At 67.4% G+C, this 16,444-nt stretch carries 18 protein-coding genes, 1 tRNA gene and 1 pseudogene; 11 read left to right on the forward strand and 9 right to left on the reverse strand.

What is annotated here, in order from left to right:
- Positions 1–238 precede the first annotated feature (238 nt).
- A pseudogene (locus tag EV652_RS33760) lies at positions 239–2,108 on the forward strand (phosphoenolpyruvate carboxykinase (GTP)).
- A gap of 85 nt (positions 2,109–2,193) precedes the next feature.
- Here the strand turns inward: EV652_RS33760 and EV652_RS33765 are convergent.
- The gene (locus tag EV652_RS33765) at positions 2,194–2,829 is read right to left on the reverse strand and encodes a phosphoribosyltransferase (protein WP_132213357.1); all 636 of its coding nucleotides are present in this window, start codon (positions 2,827–2,829) and stop codon (positions 2,194–2,196) included.
- A gap of 47 nt (positions 2,830–2,876) precedes the next feature.
- On the opposite strand from EV652_RS33765, the gene EV652_RS33770 reads away from it, so the two are divergent.
- Complete coding sequence (locus EV652_RS33770; protein ID WP_132213358.1) at positions 2,877–3,293, forward strand: PPOX class F420-dependent oxidoreductase; 417 nt, start codon at positions 2,877–2,879, stop codon at positions 3,291–3,293.
- On the opposite strand, the gene EV652_RS33775 is transcribed toward EV652_RS33770, so the two are convergent.
- Positions 3,265–3,555, reverse strand: coding sequence for a hypothetical protein (locus EV652_RS33775; protein ID WP_242002163.1), 291 nt, complete (start codon positions 3,553–3,555; stop codon positions 3,265–3,267). The two genes, EV652_RS33770 and EV652_RS33775, sit on opposite strands and share 29 nt — an antisense overlap.
- 173 nt (positions 3,556–3,728) lie before the next feature.
- On the opposite strand from EV652_RS33775, the gene EV652_RS33780 reads away from it, so the two are divergent.
- Positions 3,729–4,622: an LLM class flavin-dependent oxidoreductase gene (locus EV652_RS33780; RefSeq protein ID WP_132213359.1), complete on the forward strand. Its 894-nt coding sequence runs from the start codon at positions 3,729–3,731 to the stop codon at positions 4,620–4,622.
- Between the two features lie 131 nt (positions 4,623–4,753).
- Here the strand turns inward: EV652_RS33780 and EV652_RS33785 are convergent.
- Positions 4,754–4,843 (reverse strand) — tRNA-Ser (locus tag EV652_RS33785).
- A gap of 260 nt (positions 4,844–5,103) precedes the next feature.
- On the opposite strand from EV652_RS33785, the gene EV652_RS33790 reads away from it, so the two are divergent.
- From EV652_RS33790 to EV652_RS33810, 5 genes are read left to right on the forward strand one after another with little or no spacing between them, the layout of a single operon-like run.
- A complete protein-coding gene (locus EV652_RS33790; protein ID WP_132213360.1) occupies positions 5,104–6,684 on the forward strand; it encodes an LCP family protein in 1,581 nt (526 codons plus the stop codon).
- Positions 6,681–6,953, forward strand: coding sequence for a hypothetical protein (locus EV652_RS33795; RefSeq protein ID WP_132213361.1), 273 nt, complete (start codon positions 6,681–6,683; stop codon positions 6,951–6,953). The genes EV652_RS33790 and EV652_RS33795 overlap by 4 nt, the downstream gene beginning before the upstream one ends.
- Before the next feature lie 19 nt (positions 6,954–6,972).
- Positions 6,973–7,431, forward strand: a complete 459-nt coding sequence (locus EV652_RS33800) for a hypothetical protein (RefSeq protein WP_132213362.1) — start codon at positions 6,973–6,975, stop codon at positions 7,429–7,431.
- 24 nt (positions 7,432–7,455) lie between these two features.
- On the forward strand, positions 7,456–8,415 hold the full coding sequence (locus EV652_RS33805; RefSeq protein WP_132213363.1) for an acetylxylan esterase: 960 nt from the start codon (positions 7,456–7,458) through the stop codon (positions 8,413–8,415).
- Positions 8,412–9,155: an MBL fold metallo-hydrolase gene (locus EV652_RS33810; protein WP_132213364.1), complete on the forward strand. Its 744-nt coding sequence runs from the start codon at positions 8,412–8,414 to the stop codon at positions 9,153–9,155. Before EV652_RS33805 ends, EV652_RS33810 begins: the two co-directional genes overlap by 4 nt.
- 63 nt (positions 9,156–9,218) lie before the next feature.
- On the opposite strand, the gene EV652_RS33815 is transcribed toward EV652_RS33810, so the two are convergent.
- Positions 9,219–9,944, reverse strand: a complete 726-nt coding sequence (locus EV652_RS33815) for a hypothetical protein (protein ID WP_132213365.1) — start codon at positions 9,942–9,944, stop codon at positions 9,219–9,221.
- 149 nt (positions 9,945–10,093) lie between these two features.
- Between EV652_RS33815 and EV652_RS33820 the strand changes: the two genes are divergently transcribed.
- Both EV652_RS33820 and EV652_RS33825 read left to right on the forward strand, forming a co-directional pair.
- Positions 10,094–11,176, forward strand: coding sequence for a hypothetical protein (locus EV652_RS33820; protein WP_132213366.1), 1,083 nt, complete (start codon positions 10,094–10,096; stop codon positions 11,174–11,176).
- 365 nt (positions 11,177–11,541) lie between these two features.
- Complete coding sequence (locus EV652_RS33825) at positions 11,542–12,066, forward strand: YciI family protein (protein ID WP_132213367.1); 525 nt, start codon at positions 11,542–11,544, stop codon at positions 12,064–12,066.
- Positions 12,067–12,107: 41 nt separating this feature from the next.
- On the opposite strand, the gene EV652_RS33830 is transcribed toward EV652_RS33825, so the two are convergent.
- From EV652_RS33830 to EV652_RS33845, 4 genes are read right to left on the reverse strand one after another with little or no spacing between them, the layout of a single operon-like run.
- Positions 12,108–12,671, reverse strand: coding sequence for a dihydrofolate reductase family protein (locus EV652_RS33830; RefSeq protein WP_132213368.1), 564 nt, complete (start codon positions 12,669–12,671; stop codon positions 12,108–12,110).
- 37 nt (positions 12,672–12,708) lie between these two features.
- The gene (locus tag EV652_RS33835; protein ID WP_132213369.1) at positions 12,709–13,083 is read right to left on the reverse strand and encodes a hypothetical protein; all 375 of its coding nucleotides are present in this window, start codon (positions 13,081–13,083) and stop codon (positions 12,709–12,711) included.
- 31 nt (positions 13,084–13,114) lie between these two features.
- Positions 13,115–14,467, reverse strand: a complete 1,353-nt coding sequence (locus EV652_RS33840; protein WP_132213370.1) for a type I glutamate--ammonia ligase — start codon at positions 14,465–14,467, stop codon at positions 13,115–13,117.
- A 57-nt stretch (positions 14,468–14,524) separates the two neighbouring features.
- Positions 14,525–15,133, reverse strand: coding sequence for a TetR/AcrR family transcriptional regulator (locus EV652_RS33845; protein ID WP_132213371.1), 609 nt, complete (start codon positions 15,131–15,133; stop codon positions 14,525–14,527).
- 52 nt (positions 15,134–15,185) lie between these two features.
- Here EV652_RS33845 and EV652_RS33850 point away from each other — a divergent pair, with 52 nt between their 5' ends.
- The gene (locus EV652_RS33850) at positions 15,186–16,040 is read left to right on the forward strand and encodes an alpha/beta fold hydrolase (RefSeq protein ID WP_132213372.1); all 855 of its coding nucleotides are present in this window, start codon (positions 15,186–15,188) and stop codon (positions 16,038–16,040) included.
- Here the strand turns inward: EV652_RS33850 and EV652_RS33855 are convergent.
- On the reverse strand, positions 16,037–16,441 hold the full coding sequence (locus EV652_RS33855) for a YkvA family protein (protein WP_199238554.1): 405 nt from the start codon (positions 16,439–16,441) through the stop codon (positions 16,037–16,039). The two genes, EV652_RS33850 and EV652_RS33855, sit on opposite strands and share 4 nt — an antisense overlap.
- Between the last annotated feature and the right edge of the window lie 3 nt (positions 16,442–16,444).

Here is a 16,444-nt window from a genome sequence, read left to right on the forward strand (position 1 = left end):
CAGGACTTTGTGATCGGGCTCACGTGCTAGCGGTTCACACCACCGGTTCGAGTCGCGTACGGTTAGTACCACTTGCACACTGGTATACGTCCACTGGACGCACTGGTATGCGAGAGATCACACCGCCAGCCAGCTGGATCGAACCGCCGGAGACCCCGGCGGCCGGAGCCGTACCTCCCCTCAGAGCCGAGGGGCCGGTCGGTCGCCGGGCCGACAGCCGAGAGGGAATGAGCCGCCGATGACGACCACCGCCAGCCCGACCCATACCGATTCCGACCCGGATCCCCTCACTGCCGAGGTACCGACGTACGACCTGAGTGACGCCCCGACTACGCACGCCGGCCTGCTGGCCTGGGTCGCTGAGGTGGCCGAGCTGACCCAGCCCGACCGGATCCACTGGATGGACGGCTCGGACGAGGAGTACAGCAAGCTCACCGGGGAACTCATCGCGGCCGGCACCATGGTCCGGCTGAACGACGAGAAGAAGCCGAACTCGTTCTGGGTCCGCACCGACCCCTCGGACGTGGCCCGGGTCGAGCAGCGCACGTTCATCTGCTCGGTCGACGAGGCCGACGCCGGTCCGACCAACAACTGGATGGACCCGGGCCAGATGAAGGCCCTGATGACCGAGCTGTACCGCGGCTCGATGCGCGGCCGGACGATGTATGTCGTCCCGTTCTGCATGGGCCCGCTGACCGCGGAGAAGCCGATGTTCGGGGTCGAGATCACCGACTCGGCGTACGTGGTCGCGTCGATGCGGATCATGGCTCGCACCGGTTCCGCCGTACTGGAGAAGCTGGGCGAGGACGAGTTCTTCGTGCCGTGCCTGCACTCGGTCGGGGCGCCGCTGGAGCCGGGTCAGCGGGACGTGCCGTGGCCGTGCAACGACGAGAAGTACATCGTCCAGTTCCCGGAGGAGCGGACGATCTGGTCGTACGGGTCCGGGTACGGCGGTAACTCGCTGCTGGGCAAGAAGTGCTACTCGCTGCGGATCGCGTCGGCGATCGCTCGGGACGAGGGCTGGCTCGCCGAGCACATGCTGATCCTCAAGCTGATCTCGCCGGAGAAGAAGGTCCACTACGTCGCGGCCGCGTTCCCGAGCGCGTGCGGCAAGACCAACCTGGCGATGCTCGACCCGACCCTGGAGGGCTGGGAGGTCGAGACGCTCGGTGACGACATCGCCTGGATGCGGTTCGGCCCGGACGGCCGGCTGTACGCCGTCAACCCCGAGTTCGGCCTGTTCGGTGTGGCCCCGGGGACCGGCTGGAAGACGAACCCGAACGCGATGCACGATCGAGAAGGGCAACTCGGTCTTCACCAACGTCGCGCTGACCGACGACGGCGACGTCTGGTGGGAGGGCTACTCGCCGACCCCACCGAACCACCTGACCGACTGGAAGGGCCGGGAGTGGACACCGGAGTCCGGTGAGCTGTCCAGCCACCCGAACAGCCGGTTCTGCACCCCGATCAAGCAGTGCCCGATCATCGCCGACGAGTACGAGGACCCGAACGGCGTACCGATCTCGGCGATCATCTTCGGCGGCCGGCGCGCCACCACGGTGCCGCTGGTGACCGAGTCGCGGGACTGGGACCACGGTGTGTTCATGGGGGCGACGCTGTCGTCCGAGACGACCGCGGCCGCGGTCGGTGAGGTAGGCGTCGTACGGCGTGACCCGATGGCGATGCTGCCGTTCCTCGGATACAACGCCGGTGACTACTTCGACCACTGGCTGACCGTGGGCAAGGAGCACGACGCGGCGAAGCTGCCGCGGATCTTCTACGTGAACTGGTTCCGCAAGGACGAGGCCGGCAAGTTCGTCTGGCCGGGCTTCAGCGAGAACAGCCGGGTGCTGAAGTGGGTGATCGAGCGGATCGAGGGTCAGGCCGACGCGGTCGAGACCCCGATCGGCCGGGTGCCGACCCAGGATGCGCTCGACGTCTCCGGTCTGGACATGACGGCCGAGGAGCTCGCCATCGCGCTCAAGTTCGACGCGGACGAGTGGAAGGCCGAGATCCCGCTGATCGAGGAATGGTTCGCCAAGCTCGGCGACACGGTGCCGACCACGCTGAAGGTCGAGCTCGACCACCTGAGGGCACGGCTCGGCTGAAAAGACACCGGTTGCTGAGTCGGAAGCCAGCACACCGGAAGAAGCGCGGCGCCCCGGCCCACCGGCCGGGGCGCCGCGCTGTGTGTCATGACCTCTCGGCCAGGATGCGCCGGACCTCCTCGTCCTCGACCGGTGAGAAGTCGCGGTAGGCCTGGCCGACGGCTGTGTAATACAGCGGCGTCCACACGCAGACGACCTCGTCGGCGACTCGGGCCAGTCGCCGGCAGCCTTCCGAACCACCCACCGGTACGGCGACGATGACTCGCGCCGGGTGCTGTCGCCGTACCGCTGCCACTGCCGCCCGCATCGTCGAACCGGTGGCCAGCCCGTCGTCGACGAGAATCACCACTTGCCCGCGGACGTCGATCGCGGGGCGGTCGCCACGGTAGGCCCGCTCGCGTCGCCGCAGCTCGCGGGTCTCTTCCTCGAGTACGTCGGCCAGCGCGTGCTCACCGGCCTCGGCGAGAACCGGTTCGTTGCGGACCGTGTGGGTCACGCCGCCGACGCCCGCGATCGCGCCCATCGCGAGCTCGGGCTGTTGTGGCAGGCCGAGCTTGCGGACGATCAGCACGTCCAGCTTCGCCCCCAGGGCGTCCGCGACCGGCGCCGCCACGGGCACACCGCCACGCGCCAGCCCCAGCACCAGAACCGATCCGGCGACCTCGCCGAGCTCGTCGGCCAGCGCCCGGCCCGCTGCCGCCCGATCCGGGTACGGCTTCATAGTCAGTATGATCCCTCGCCCGGGGCGTGCGGCGTACTTTTGGTGGCATGCGAATTCCCGAGCACGCGCGGACGGTCCTGGAGTCGGACGCCCTCGGCCACCTGGTCACGATCAATCCGGACGGCAGTCCGCAGGTGTCGGTGATCTGGGTGGGGCTGGACGGCGACGAGATCATCGCCGCGCACGTCCCGAACAACCAGAAGGTGAAGAACATCCGGCGCGACGGCCGGGTGATCCTGTCGGTCGAGACCGATCGGATGAACGAGATGGGCCTGACCGAGTACCTGGTGATCACCGGCACCGCGCGGATCACCGAGGGTGGCGCGGTCGACGTACTGCGGAAGCTGGCCAAGACCTACGTAGGGCCGGACGCGGACTACCTCCCCGGCGACGACCTGCCGCCGGGGTACGTCACCCACATCACCGTCGACCGGATCAGCGGCGTTGGACCGTGGGCCGGCTGACGGCGATCTGGTCGGCGGGTAGGCGGACGGTTTGTTCGCGACCGGTGGCGTCCGTGCACTGAACCAGTGCGACCCATCCGTTCGCGCAGTGCACCCGGCCGACGAGCCAGGCCGGCGACCACCTGTCGCCGAGTTGGACCATCACGTGTGCGGGCAGGCCGAGGTCGAGGATGGTTCGTGGATCGAACACCGGTGCCTCCGGCCCGCGATCGCTGGTCCCCGGAAGTGCATGAGCCGCCCGCGGAAGTGCAGGAGCCGCCATCGTCATCACCTTTCGAGATCCGGATAGCCCGCTCCTCACCGTGACCTCGCACCCCGGGCGACTCCTAGTACCCCCGTACGTCTCGGACACGCAACCGGGACGTCACGGAACCGACCCGGTTCGATTAAGCCTTCAGGCGGTTGAGCACGCGGACCGCCGGATAGGTTGAGGGCATGAAGATCGGTGTGATGCTTCCTGTTGGTGGGGAAGACGGGCCTGGTGGGACCGTGCCGGGGTGGAAGGACGTCCGGGCGGTGGCCGAGGCCGCGGACCGGACCGGGATGGACTCGGTCTGGCTGGCCGACCACTTCTTCTACAAGTCGCCGGACGGGCGGATGTATGGGATGCACGAGGCCTGGACGCTGCTGAGTGCGGTCGCGGCGATCACCACCCGGGTGGAGCTCGGGAACATGGTGCTGTGTGCGTCGTTCCGGGACCCGGGGCTGACCGCCAAGATGGCGGCCACGCTCGACGAGGTGTCCGGCGGGCGGCTGGTGCTCGGGGTCGGCGCGGGCTGGCACGATCCGGAGTACGAGGCGTTCGGGCTGCCGACCGATCACCGGGTCGGCAGGTTCGAGGAGTGGCTGGAGATCGTGGCCCGGCTGGTCCGCGGTGAGACCGTCACCTTCGACGGGACCTACCACCACGTGCGCGAGGCCGTGCTCGATCCGGCGCCGGCCAGGCCGATCCCGATCCTGGTCGCCGGGCACCGGCCGCGGATGATGCGGCTGACCGCCGAGTGGGCCGATGCCTGGAACACCGCCTGGTACGGCGACGCGAGCGACAAGGTCGAGGAACGCCTGGGAACCCTGCGCGACGCGGTGAAGACCGCGGGCCGGGCGGACGGTGCGGTGAGTTCGACGGTCGGGATCATCGTCAGGGACGTCGACCAGCCGGCCGTTCCCGAACCCGAGGAGCGCGCGATCGAGGGCACGATCCAGGAGTTGGCCGAGGCGTTGGCGGCGTACCAGGAACTCGGCGTCGATCACCTGATCGTTTCACTCGAGCCGATGACCCCACGCTCGGTCGAGCGACTGGCCGAAGCCAGGCAGTTGCTGAGCGAATGAGAAGGCGCCCGCCAGGCACAGCCTGGGGGTCCGGGGGCGTAGCCCGCCGGGTGGGGCCTGGGGGTTGCACCCCCATAAAACACCCGGAGCTCCCAGGTCCGCGCGTTCTGCGGACAGGGAGCTCCCAGGAGCGGAGGCGGCGGGATTTGAACCCGCGAGAGGGGATTACCCTCAACCCGCTTAGCAGGCGGGCGCCATCGACCGGACTAGGCGACGCCTCCTCCGACGGTCCCACGGCGGGGACGCGACGACGGCCAAGACTATCCGCTCGACCCTCTCCGCAGCAAAGCGGGGGCCGACCACCCTGCGTGGCGGAGGCGGCACCTTGGGAGACTAGCCCGGTACCCCTGTAATCTGACGTCCGTCGACGGGGGTCGCCAGCATCACGTCAACCGAGTGGGTGTCGTGGGCGTCTGAAGTACCGTGGGCCGCTGCACGCGGCCGACGGAGGTCGCCACGTCGTCGATCAGGGAACGGAGCTATGTCGCGGAGTACTCGCGCTGCCGGACGAAGGTCCGCGCCTCGAGCCAACCGGTCCCGGCACCGCACGCCCCGGGCTCGCACGACCTCGAAGGCGATCGGCCTCACCCTGCTCAGCGCGCTGGTCCCCGGCTCCGGCCTGGTGATGGGCGGCCGCAGGAAGCTCGGCGCGTTCGTGCTGACGCTCAGCATCGGCCTGCTCCTGATCGCTGCGTACGTCGGCCTGACCCGGCGTGACTCGATCCTCGCGTTCGCGGTGTCGCCACGCCAACTGCTGATCGCGACCGCGGCCGTGGTGGTGCTCGGCGTCTGCTGGATCTGGATCGTGGTGGCCTCGCACAAGCTGCTGCGGCCGGTGAGTATGACGTACACCGGCCGGCTGGCGGGGTCGATGTTCGTCGGGTTGCTCTGCTTCGGCATCGCCGTACCGACGACCGTGGCCGCGCAGACGGTGATGGCCCAGCGCGACCTGGTCGGCAGTGTGTTCCAGTCCGAGGGCGACTCGAAGAGCGCGACCCGGCCGAAGGTGGACAAGAAGGACCCGTGGGCGAACACCCCGCGGCTGAACCTGCTGCTGCTCGGCGCCGACGACGGCGTCGGCCGGGAAGGCACCCGGACCGACACGGTGATCGTGGCCAGTATCGACACCAAGACCGGTGCCACCTCGCTGATCTCGCTCAGCCGGAACTGGATGCGGATGCCGTTCCCCGAGGACTCGCCACTGCACAAGGTGTACCCGGACGGCTACTGGGACCCGAAGCTGGGCAACGTCGAGCAGCCGGAGTACTACCTGGACTCGATGTACGAGAACATCCCGAAGCAGCACCCGGGCATCCTCGGCCCGACCGACAACGAGGGCGCCGATGTGATGAAGGTCGCCGTCGGCGAGGCGCTCGGGCTGGACATCGACTACTACATGCAGGTCAACCTGGCCGGCTTCCGGCAGATCATCGACGCGGTCGGCGGGATCACCGTCAACGTCAGCTACCGGGTGCCGATCGGCGGCGACTACGGCGACGGACCGGGCTCGAACGCGCACAAGCTGCCGTCGGGCTACCTGGAGCCGGGGCCGAACCAGAAGCTGGACGGCTACCACGCGCTCTGGTTCGCCCGCGGCCGCTACGGCCTGAGCGACCCGTCCCGGCAGGAGCGGCAGCGCTGCACCATCCACGCGCTGGTGAACAGCGTGAACCCGGCCACCCTGGTGACGAAGTACCAGCAGATCGCCTCGGCCGGTAAGCAGTTGCTCCGTACCGACATCCCGCAGGAGATCCTGCCGGCCTTCATCGAGCTCGGCCTCAAGGTGAAGAACGCGAGCGTCACCAACGTCGACCTGGACAAGAGCAAGAACTTCCCGACCGGCAAGAACCCGGACTACGAGGCGATGCAGACGCTGATCCAGAAGGCGATCAGCCCGAAGTCCAAGCAGCCGGTGGCGTCCACGCCGTCGACCACCGCGACGAAGAAGCCGTCCAGCGGTACGACGACCAAGAAGCCGACCACCAAGCCGAGTGTGACGCCCGGCGCCACCGAGAACCTCAACGACGCCTGCGCCTACAACCCGACCGAGTCCGGCAAGTGACATCAACCGGCCATCCGGGTCTGAAAGACCGGCCGCAGGCGTCGATCTACGTGCGCGCCAGCAGCAAGGCGACGCTGAGCGGGATCCGCGGCAGTTACTACGTCTTCTTCAAGTCGGGCACCGGCTGGGACGCCGCGAACCGGCGGTTCACCGAGGACTGCGCCTACGAGCGGTACGACGAGCGCTTCGACGGATCCTTCAACTGGTCGATCAGCCTGGCCCGGACCCCACTCGGCAACGCGCCGACCTCCGAGGTCGACGCCTTCTGAGGGATGGGATCATGGCCCGATGCGTACGACGTACCGGATGCGGGCGGGCCGATTCCTCGGAATCCCGGCCACTGGGCTGATTCTCCTCGGCGTGGCCGCGATCCTCTGGGCGATCGGGCTGCCCGACGCGGTGATCGCCGTGTTCCTCGTCCTGGGCGGGCTGGTGGTGCTCGGCGGCCTCTACATCCTCGCCAGGCCCCCCGTCGTACTGAAGCTGCGGGACGATGACATCGAGGTGCGCGGCGTACGGACGCCGTGGACCGACGTCACCGAGGTCGGGCGGGTGGAGTCGACGCACGGCGAGGCGATCGTGCTGCGGACCAAGCACAAGGACCAGCCGATCCTGGTGCCGATCAGCTGGCTCGCACCCGGGCAGACGGCGTTGCTGGAGACCGCGCTGCGGGACCGGCTGAATGCTGCCCATGGCTACACGATCTGGGACGGTACTGCGCCCGAGAACGGCGATCGCGCAGAATAAGTCACCCGATCTTTTGGAGTCGCCGTGCTGTCGTTCGAGATGTCGTCCGAGGAACTGGCCGTCTACCAGGGCACCAACCCGAGGCCGGCCGACTTCGACCAGTACTGGGACAAGGCGCTGCTCGAACTCGACGCGATCGAGCCCGAGACCGAGTTCGCCGACGCGACGGACTTCCCGCTGACCACGGCGACCGCGCAGCACCTCTACTTCAACGGCACCGGCGGCTACCGCGTGCACGCCAAGGTCATCCGTCCTGCCGAGCCGACGGGTCCCGCCGTCCTGATCTTCCACGGGTACGGCGGCGAGCAGCCGAAGTGGGTCGAGTTGCTGCCGTACGCCGCCCGCGGGTTCACCGTTGCCGCTCTGGACGTGCGGGAGCAGGTCGGCTTCCGGACCGAGTCGCAGGCGCCGAACAGCTTCTCGCTGCACAACCACCTCGTGCACGGTCTGGACGACGGGCCGGACGGGCTGCTGTACCGGCAGGTGTTCCTGGACACCCGGCGCCTCGCGGACATCATCGGCGGGCTGCCCGAGGTGGACGCGTCCCGAATCGCGACCACCGGCTGGAGTCAGGGCGGTGGGCTCTCATTGGTGGCGGCCGCGCTGACGCCGTCGATCAAGTACACGGCCAGCGTCTACCCGTTCCTGACCGACTACCAGCGCGCCTGGCAGCTCAATCTGGAGACTGCGCCGTACGACGAGATCGTCACCTGGTTCAAGAAGCGGGACCCGCGGCATCTCCGGCAGGACGAGGTGTTCACCACGCTCGGGTACATCGACGTACAGCACCTGTCCGCGCGGATCCGGGGCGAGGTGACGCTGTTCGTCGGTCTCGAGGACCAGACCTGCCCGCCGTCGACGCAGTACGCCGCCTACAACAAGATCACCTCGACGAAGTCCGCGCGGGTCTATCCCGACTTCGGTCATGACGACCTGCCGGGTGCGGCGGACGACATCTTCCAGCTGATCGGCGCGAAGCTCTGACCACGCTCACAGTTCTCGGCAACGCAGCCCCCTACCCGCAACCGGACCGGCCTTGCTCGGGGTATCTGTTGCAGGCCGGGGGCGTTTCGGTGTGGGTCGAGGCCGGTCCTGGTTCACTGGCGCAGCTGCTTCGGCATACGTCGCTGGATCAGGTGGACGCGGTGTGGCTGTCGCATTTGCACCTGGATCACATCGGTGACTTGCTGAATGCGTACTACGCCTTGGCCTACGGCGAACTGCCTCCTCGTGCTCCTCTTCCGGTCTACGCCCCGGCCGGGTTAGCGGACCGGCTGGCCGGCTTCTTCGCCCAACCGGATGCCGGCTTCCTGGCCGACGTACTGGACCTCCGTCCCTTGTCTGACGGCCATGAGGTCGAACTTGGGGGTCTGACCTTGGCCAGCAGTGCCGTAGACCACGGAGGCCCTGAGGCCTACGCCCTCCGCGCCTCGTCGACCGGCCACGTGCTGGCCTACTCCGGCGACTGCGCTCCCTGCCCAGCTTTGGATGCCCTGGCAGTCGACGCGGACCTGCTGTTGTGCGAAGCCAACGACCCGGTTGCCAACCCGTTCCACCACACCCCGGAGCAGGCCGGCGACCTGGCCCGCCGTAGTGGCGCCAGGCAACTAGTCATCACCCACGTAGGCCCTCTGCTAACCCCAGAAGCCGCCACTACCCAAGCAACCCAAGCGTTCGATGGCCCGACGACCAACGCCGATGTAGGCATCACCTTCACGTTCTAGGCCAGACATCCATCGATCATCCGCGACGACCTCGTCAGAGTTGTCGGAGAGCTTGGAGCGTTGCTATCCGCCGTTGCGGCGCTTCTGATACGCGGGACGCCATTCCACCCCACCCTGCCTGACGGTCTGCCACCAACGCTGGACGAAGCTGACCACGGCGATGAAGAAGGCCGCGATCATCGCGGTCGAGAACCGCTCCACGCTACCGCGGGCAAGGGAGTCCTGTGCGAGGTGAGCAAAGGCCAGAAGCACAACCGTGACGAGGGATGCGGCGCCGGTGACCGCTGCGCATACGAGATCTGCCGGGCTATTCCGAACGGCTTCGCGGAACGGATTGTCGATCGCTCTACCGATCAGGATGACGTGGTCGCGCCCATGCTCGTAGACCTCAACGCGATTCGACTCGATCTGGAGACCCTCGATCGCGCCGACTTTCTTGCTCAGTTCGCCGACGATGCGTTCAGCATTCTTCTCCAGGTCACCCAGGCTGTCGTGAATCAAACGAAAGGTTGCATAGCCCTGGAGAGAGCGCGTCACGATCAGACGGCAGTGATCAGGCAGCCGGGCAAAGAAGATCACATGGTCGCGCTCGGCCTCGGCCACCTCGGGGAGGTGGTCCCATTCTCTCTCGGCTTCGCGGAGATAGGCCTTTCGCCTGTCCTCGTAGGGGCCGGAATCCTTGCTGGCCCGCCCGAGACCGAGAGTCAGTAGACGATCGACCAGGGCCTCGTCAGAGGGATAAGCGCTGGTTGAGACTGCGTTGATGAGTACCACGAACTTTGCTCGCATCGTTCGCCCCTAGACTGCCTGGCCGGCCAATGGCCGGCTCACGATCTCCATTGCTGCCGACGCTTCGGCATTCCTGATCACGACGGTCTGTTAGGGGTAGAGTGCAGGAATCCACGGGGTTGGGTGCAACGTGGAAGAACGTGCCAGCAATGTGGGCGATGCTGGGGGTGGTGGCGATCGAGGACCTGCGTCGCGCGATACAGCAATTGGGCGAGCGGGAAGGTATGACGGCCGCGCGGTTGGAAGACTCGCCGCTGTACGACTTGATGGCCAACATACCGCCGGGGTGGAGCCCTGCTGACCGGGCTGCTGCGCTGGGACGTTTGATCATCGAACTCGTCAACGGAATCTCTAGTATCAACCTACGCAGCGCCGCCAGGGTAGCCCTCAATCTGCAGGAGAGCGGATCGACAGGACGCTCGGCGAGGATCCGTTGGAGCGCGTTCGCAAACAGCGAGGGCGCGAACGAGCGCACCGCGAGGAACTGGTGGTACGAGGCGGCCTTGACGCTGTCGCGCATCATTCCAGAGCGGATCCACGAGGTGAACGCTGCTGGAGACTGGCCGAAGTATCGTGTCCATGGCGTGTCGGGCCAAGCGCGAGAGAGTCTCCCGCCGTACCGATTCGCTCGCATCGACAGCTGCTTCTGGTTCGAGGGCCGGGTCGGGTCGCGGTCGGTGACGAACCGCCGAGTTGTCGCTCTTGAGGACGGTGTCGACCGCATTCTGGCAGTCGGCCGGTACTACGCCGACCCTCGACCCGGGACGGCACAGATCGTGCCACAGATGAATTGTGAGTTGGGCAAGATCCGTGAGGGCCGCGGCATGACCGCAGTCGAGCTCCGACTGCCTGAGCCACTCGGCCGGGGGCAAGAGACGTTCATCTCTTATGAGATCCAGTACCACAGTGACCAGGATTGCGAACCGGTTGTGAACCACGAAGTGACGGCAGCTTCGGTAGGTCTCTATGTTGTGCGAGTCCAGTTCGATCCTGATCAGATCCCGGAATCGGTCTGGTTCTTCTCGGCCCGGACCGATGTGGAGGCCCTTCTGGAACCGGCGGCGGCCGAGGTCGATCGGCTCGTGAACGTGTCTCAGCTCGGATACGTCGACCATCGCTTCCATGACTGCGAATACGGAGTAAGCTACGGCCTGGCTTGGGCCTGGCCGCAGGCTAGGCCTGATAGCGTGCCAGACAGGGTTAAAGCGGGGTTGAACGGAGGTCGCGAATGAACGACGGTTAAGGGCCGCGCGCCTTCCAGATAGTGAGGCGCGGAGCTGCACGAGCCGTCATCGCTAGCGAATTGATCCCTGGGGGACGGGTCTCTCAGAGCACGGGGTGTCCGCACCAGAGGCCACAGCGAGCAGCTCAGGGCTCCAATGGCGGACTTGCGGAACGTACGTCGGCGCATCTCGCAGTACCTGCGATAGCAGCGATCGGCGTGAGATCTTGTCGAGCGCACGGCCGCCAAGCACGATGACAAGTTGGCGCGGTTGTCGCGTAAGCGGTGACCGCGCCAATCTTTGCCTTGAGGCTCGGTCGGATCCTCTCAAGAGCTGCCTGGTTGTCCACTCGGGCAGAGCTAGGGTGAGCGGCTATGGAGTTCTTCGTGTGGGGGCGGGATCGAGCCGGCGGGTACGAGATCAAGGTCAGCTTGAACGAAGAGCACTGGGCTTTCATGGATGGGTACGGCAAGCAGTTGATCGCTCGTGGCCCGACGTTGACCGGTCATGATGACGATGCGGAGACGACGGGCAGTCTGCACATCGTGGATCTCCCGGACGAGGACGCCGTACGCGCGTTCGCCTTCGAGGAGCCGTACTACCGCGCCGGCGCGTTCGAATCCGTCGACATCTACCGCTTCCATAACCGCTCCGGCCGCACCATGTGGGACTTCAGCGACGCGGTCGCCGACTACCACCGCTACCTGGTGATCACCACCGACACCTCCGCCGCCACCCCATCACCACACTTCATCGTGTACGGCGACCTCCGCACCCTCGACGGTCAGACACAAGTAGGCCAAGCCGCCCTCCTGGAAGCCCCAACCCCCGAGGCCGCCGCAAACCTCCTCCCGGGCACCCCCGAGGTCCACCCCTGGACCTTCGGCGGCCGCCGCTAGCGCTAAGCCAAGAATCGTCGTGCTGGCGCCGATGTGGTGGGTCAGCTCTTGACGACGCGGTAGCGGAGGTGGGTGGCGTCTCGGCCTTCCAGGGCGCGGGTTAGTTCGAGTTCGGTGTGCTGGGAGTCGAAGAGGCGGCGTCCGGTGCCGAGGAGGACTGGGACTACGTGGAGTTCCAGTTCGTCGAGGTGGCCGGCGGCGAGGAGGGCTTGGGCGGCACCGGCGCCGTGGACCATGACTGCGCGGTCGCCGGCTGCGGCTCGGGCGTCGGCTGCGAGCGCGTCGACGTCGGTGTAGAACTTGGCGCTGCCGGGTGGGACGTCGTTCTCGTCGATGTGGTGGGTGAGGATGTGGATCGGTACGCCGTCGTGGTGGTCGCCGTTCCAGCGGCCGGCGAGTTCGAAGGTACGGCGTCCCGCGATCACTGCCCCCGTCGCCAGCGCCTCACCGTAGACCTGCCCGTTCACCCCCGGCCCCCTCCGGTCGTCGAGCCAGTTGAACAGGCGGCCGCCGTTCCGCCCCAGCTCCTGGCCGGGCTGGTCGTCCGGTCCGGCGATGAAGCCGTCCACGGACATCGACATGTACAGCCGGATCGGTCCACTCATGAGGTCCACTTAACCGCACAACGCTTTCAACGCGCTTTCACGTGGGGATCCAGGTGGGCCACCAGGGTGGGACGTTGCCGGGGCAGATGCCGGGGGAGGCGGCTGGGGTGCCTTGCCAGGAGTAGAGCGCCAGGTCGGCGATGGTGATCGCCAGGGATGCGGCGATCAGGGAGAAGAAGAAGGTCTTACCGGCGTACCGGAAGACCAGGTTGAACAGGACGAGGTTCACGATCAGGGCGAGCGGCAGGCCGAGGAAGAGCAGGGTGAGGCCGTTGGGGACGCTGCCGGCGACGTCCACCTGGCACGCCTTCCACGATCGGGACGTGATCACGACCAGACCGAACGCCGCACCGCCGCCGACGACCACCGCCAGGAACGACTCGCCCCGGCTCCCCTTCGCAGCTAATGCCATGGGGATCACCGTAAGTGATGCCGATGTCCAGTTAGTAGCGCCAGCGCAAGGCGCGAACCCGGTCTTCCAGAGACAGCGCGCCAAGTGATTGCGCGTCATGGCGTCGTACGGCGAGGAACGGGTCGACGATCGCCTCACCCAGGGCGGTGCGGATGACCGTGGAATCCGCGAGCGCCGCCAGCGCGTCCGCCAACGTGAGCGGTAGGCGGCGAACACCCATCCGTTCCAGCTCCGCCTCCGGGTACGACGCCGGATCGTGGTCCAACCCGGCCGGTAGCACCATCTTCTGCTCGAGCCCGGTCAGCGCGCTCGCGAGGACGGCCGCGGCCGACAGGTACGCGTTGCCCGACGGATCGCCGATCTTGATCTCGCAGTTGGCCGAGTCCGGGCGGCCGGTGATGCTGCCCGGCACGTACCGCAGCGCGGCCTCGCGGTTCTCCGGACCCCAGCACGCGTACGCACCCGCCCAGTTGCCCGGCACCCGGCGATCGGCGCTGACCACACTCGGCGCGAGTACGCCGGTGAGCCCGTCCAACTCGGCCAACACACCCGCGATCAGGTGCCGCGCATGCTCCGACGGACCGCCGTTGTCCCCGAACGGTACGCCGTTCAGCGTCGCGGAAAAGTGGATGTGCGCCCCGTTGCCGACGAACCCGGCCACGGTGATCGGCGCGAACGACACGAGCAGGTCGTGCTTGCGAGCAACCCGGTGGACGACAAGACGCGCCAGTTGTGACTGATCGGCCGCCGCCAACGGCGACACCGGCGGCAGAGCGACCTCGAGCTGACCCTGCGCGTACTCGGGATGCAGCTGCTCGGCCGGCACCCCGGCCGCGTCGAGTGCCTCGAGCAGATCGACCGCGAAGTCTTCCAGTTTCAGCGTCGCGAGTACGCCGTACGCCGGACCAAGCGTGGCGACCCTCGGATCGCCGGGATCGCCCGTGAACACGGTGAATTCGAGCTCGAACCCGAGCTTCACGTCGAGCCCGGCCGCGACCGCTCGCTCCTCCTGCCGCCGCAGCGTCGCACGCTGGCAGATGTCCACCGGCTGATGCTCCTGGGACAGCTGATCGGCCGGTGCCCAGTACACGGTCTGATCAGGCCCGAGCGGCGCGGCCGACCCAAGGTCCGGCATCAGCCGGTTGTCCCCGACCGGCCCGTTCACCAGGGGCGACGAGGTGATCGCGTCGTCGGTGCACATCACCGCGAACACCGGAGACAGGCCGATCCCGTCCCGCGCCGCCGTCCGCAACCGCTGGGCCGGCACCGACTTGGCCCGGGTGATGCCAGCGTTGTCGACGATGGAGGTGATGAGCATCCGCAGGCCGCCGTCGAGGAGCGCGTTGACGTGGTCCGTGGGCGCCAGACTGTCGGTGATGGACACGCTGACCTTCGTACCACACGTCCTCGTGGCCTGGATCTCCCACGAGGGCCGTAAGCGTTAGCGAACCAGTAGCCCGTTGGCGACGATCTCGGTTGCGGTGGCGAGCAGGGCGCGGAGCTCGGCCGAGTCACGGCGGAGGCTGTCCGGCCGCCAGCCGAGGCTGATCACACCGTTCCACGCGGCCCACAGGATCGTCGCGACCTCCTCGGGATCCACCTCGCGGAGCTCGCCGGAAGCCATCCCCTGCCGCAGCGCCTCGACCAGGTGCCGGTTCTGCTCGTCGACCGCGCGGACCAGTCGCTCCGACAGTTCCTGACCAGCCTGGTACTGACCCGGCTGGCCGGGGAACGCGAGCATCCGGAAGTAGTCCGGGTGATCCAGGTAGAAGTCGAGGTACTGCTCGGCCGCCGCGTAGATCTGCTCGGCGGGCGACCGATCCGCGGTGTACGCCCGATCCATGTAGTGCCGGTCGGCCTCGAGGGCGTGCTCGACCACGGCCGCCTGCAGGCCGGCCTTCGAGCCGAAGTGGTTGTAGATCGACCCCACCGCCACCCCGGCCCGCTCGGCGATCTCCTCGACCGTCACGTCCTCGACGGAGCGCTCGCTGAAGATCTCCTGGCCGGCCCGGACCAGCGCCGCCATCGTCCGTTGCTTCCGGGGATCCACAGGCCCATGCTACGGTCTTGCAATCATTACAAGAACTCCCCCGGAGGTTGTGATGCGCGATCCGAGGCTGGGTACGGCGCACGAGGTCGAGCTGCCGGCCGGTCCGCTGCGGTACTGCGAGACCGGCGAGGGACCGCTGATCGTGTTCGTCCACGGCTACCTGGTGAACGCGAACATCTGGCGCAAGCTCGTCCCCCTGCTCTCCCACCGCTTCCGCTGCATCACCGTCGACTGGCCGCTCGGCGCGCACCTCGTCCCGCTGAAGCGCGAAGCCGACCTGTCGCCACCCGGGATGGCCCGTCTGATCGCCGACTTCCTCGCCGCGCTCGACCTCCGCGACGTGACCCTGTTCGGCAACGACTCCGGCGGCGCCTACAGCCAGCTGGCCGCGGCCGCCCACCCCGAGCGCCTTGGCCGGCTGGTGCTGTCCTCCTGTGAAACACCGGAGAGCACCTGGCCGCCGGCCGGCTTCGGATTGCTCAAGGCAACCGCCGTACATCCGCTCAGCTACCTCACCGTGAATCAGGCCCTGCGCTGGCCGAGGATCTGGCGCTGGCGCAACACCTACGGCTGGATGGCGAAGGACCCGATCGACGCCGACATTATGCGCAGCTACATCACACCGGTCCTCAGCGACGCGGCAATCCGTCGCGACGGCCGTAAAGCCATCGGATCCGTCGACGCCCGCTACACCAAAGCCGCCGCCGCTCAACTCCCGCAGACCTTCACCAAACCCATCGACCTTCTCTGGGCCGCCGACGACCGCGTCTTCCCCGTCGCCGACGCCCAGCGGTGCGCCGACCTCCTAGGGGCAACTCTCCAGACCGTCCCCGACGCCTACACCTACGTCGCCGAAGACCAACCCGACCACACCGCCAAACTCCTCACCGGCCTGCTCGACGGTTAGTGCGGCCGGCCGAGGAGGCGCTCCAGCAACCGCGGATCACTCGGCCAGGCGGCCAGCAAGGTCTGGCGTGGGATGGAGCGGGCGGCGTACCGGAGCAACAAGACGACAGCTACTACGTCGTCGAGCGGGCCGATGACCGGGAGGAACTCGGGCAGCAGGTCGATGGGCGACAGAACCCAGAGGACCGCGATCAGCAGGGCGATCTTGGCTCGGCGCGGTACGTCGGGATGCTTCCGCAGCGTCCGAGCGGCCGTGACACACGCCGGCAGGAACTCGGCCACCTGGCGCAGGAGACCGTTCGGCAGCCGGTGGGCGAACAGGACCATCAGTCCGCAGCTGAGCGCCCACAGCCCGGCGAACATCCCAGCAATCACCAGCGCCTCGACCACGATCTCAACCATAAT

This window comes from Kribbella steppae (assembly GCF_004342025.1).
Lineage (GTDB): Bacteria > Actinomycetota > Actinomycetes > Propionibacteriales > Kribbellaceae > Kribbella > Kribbella steppae.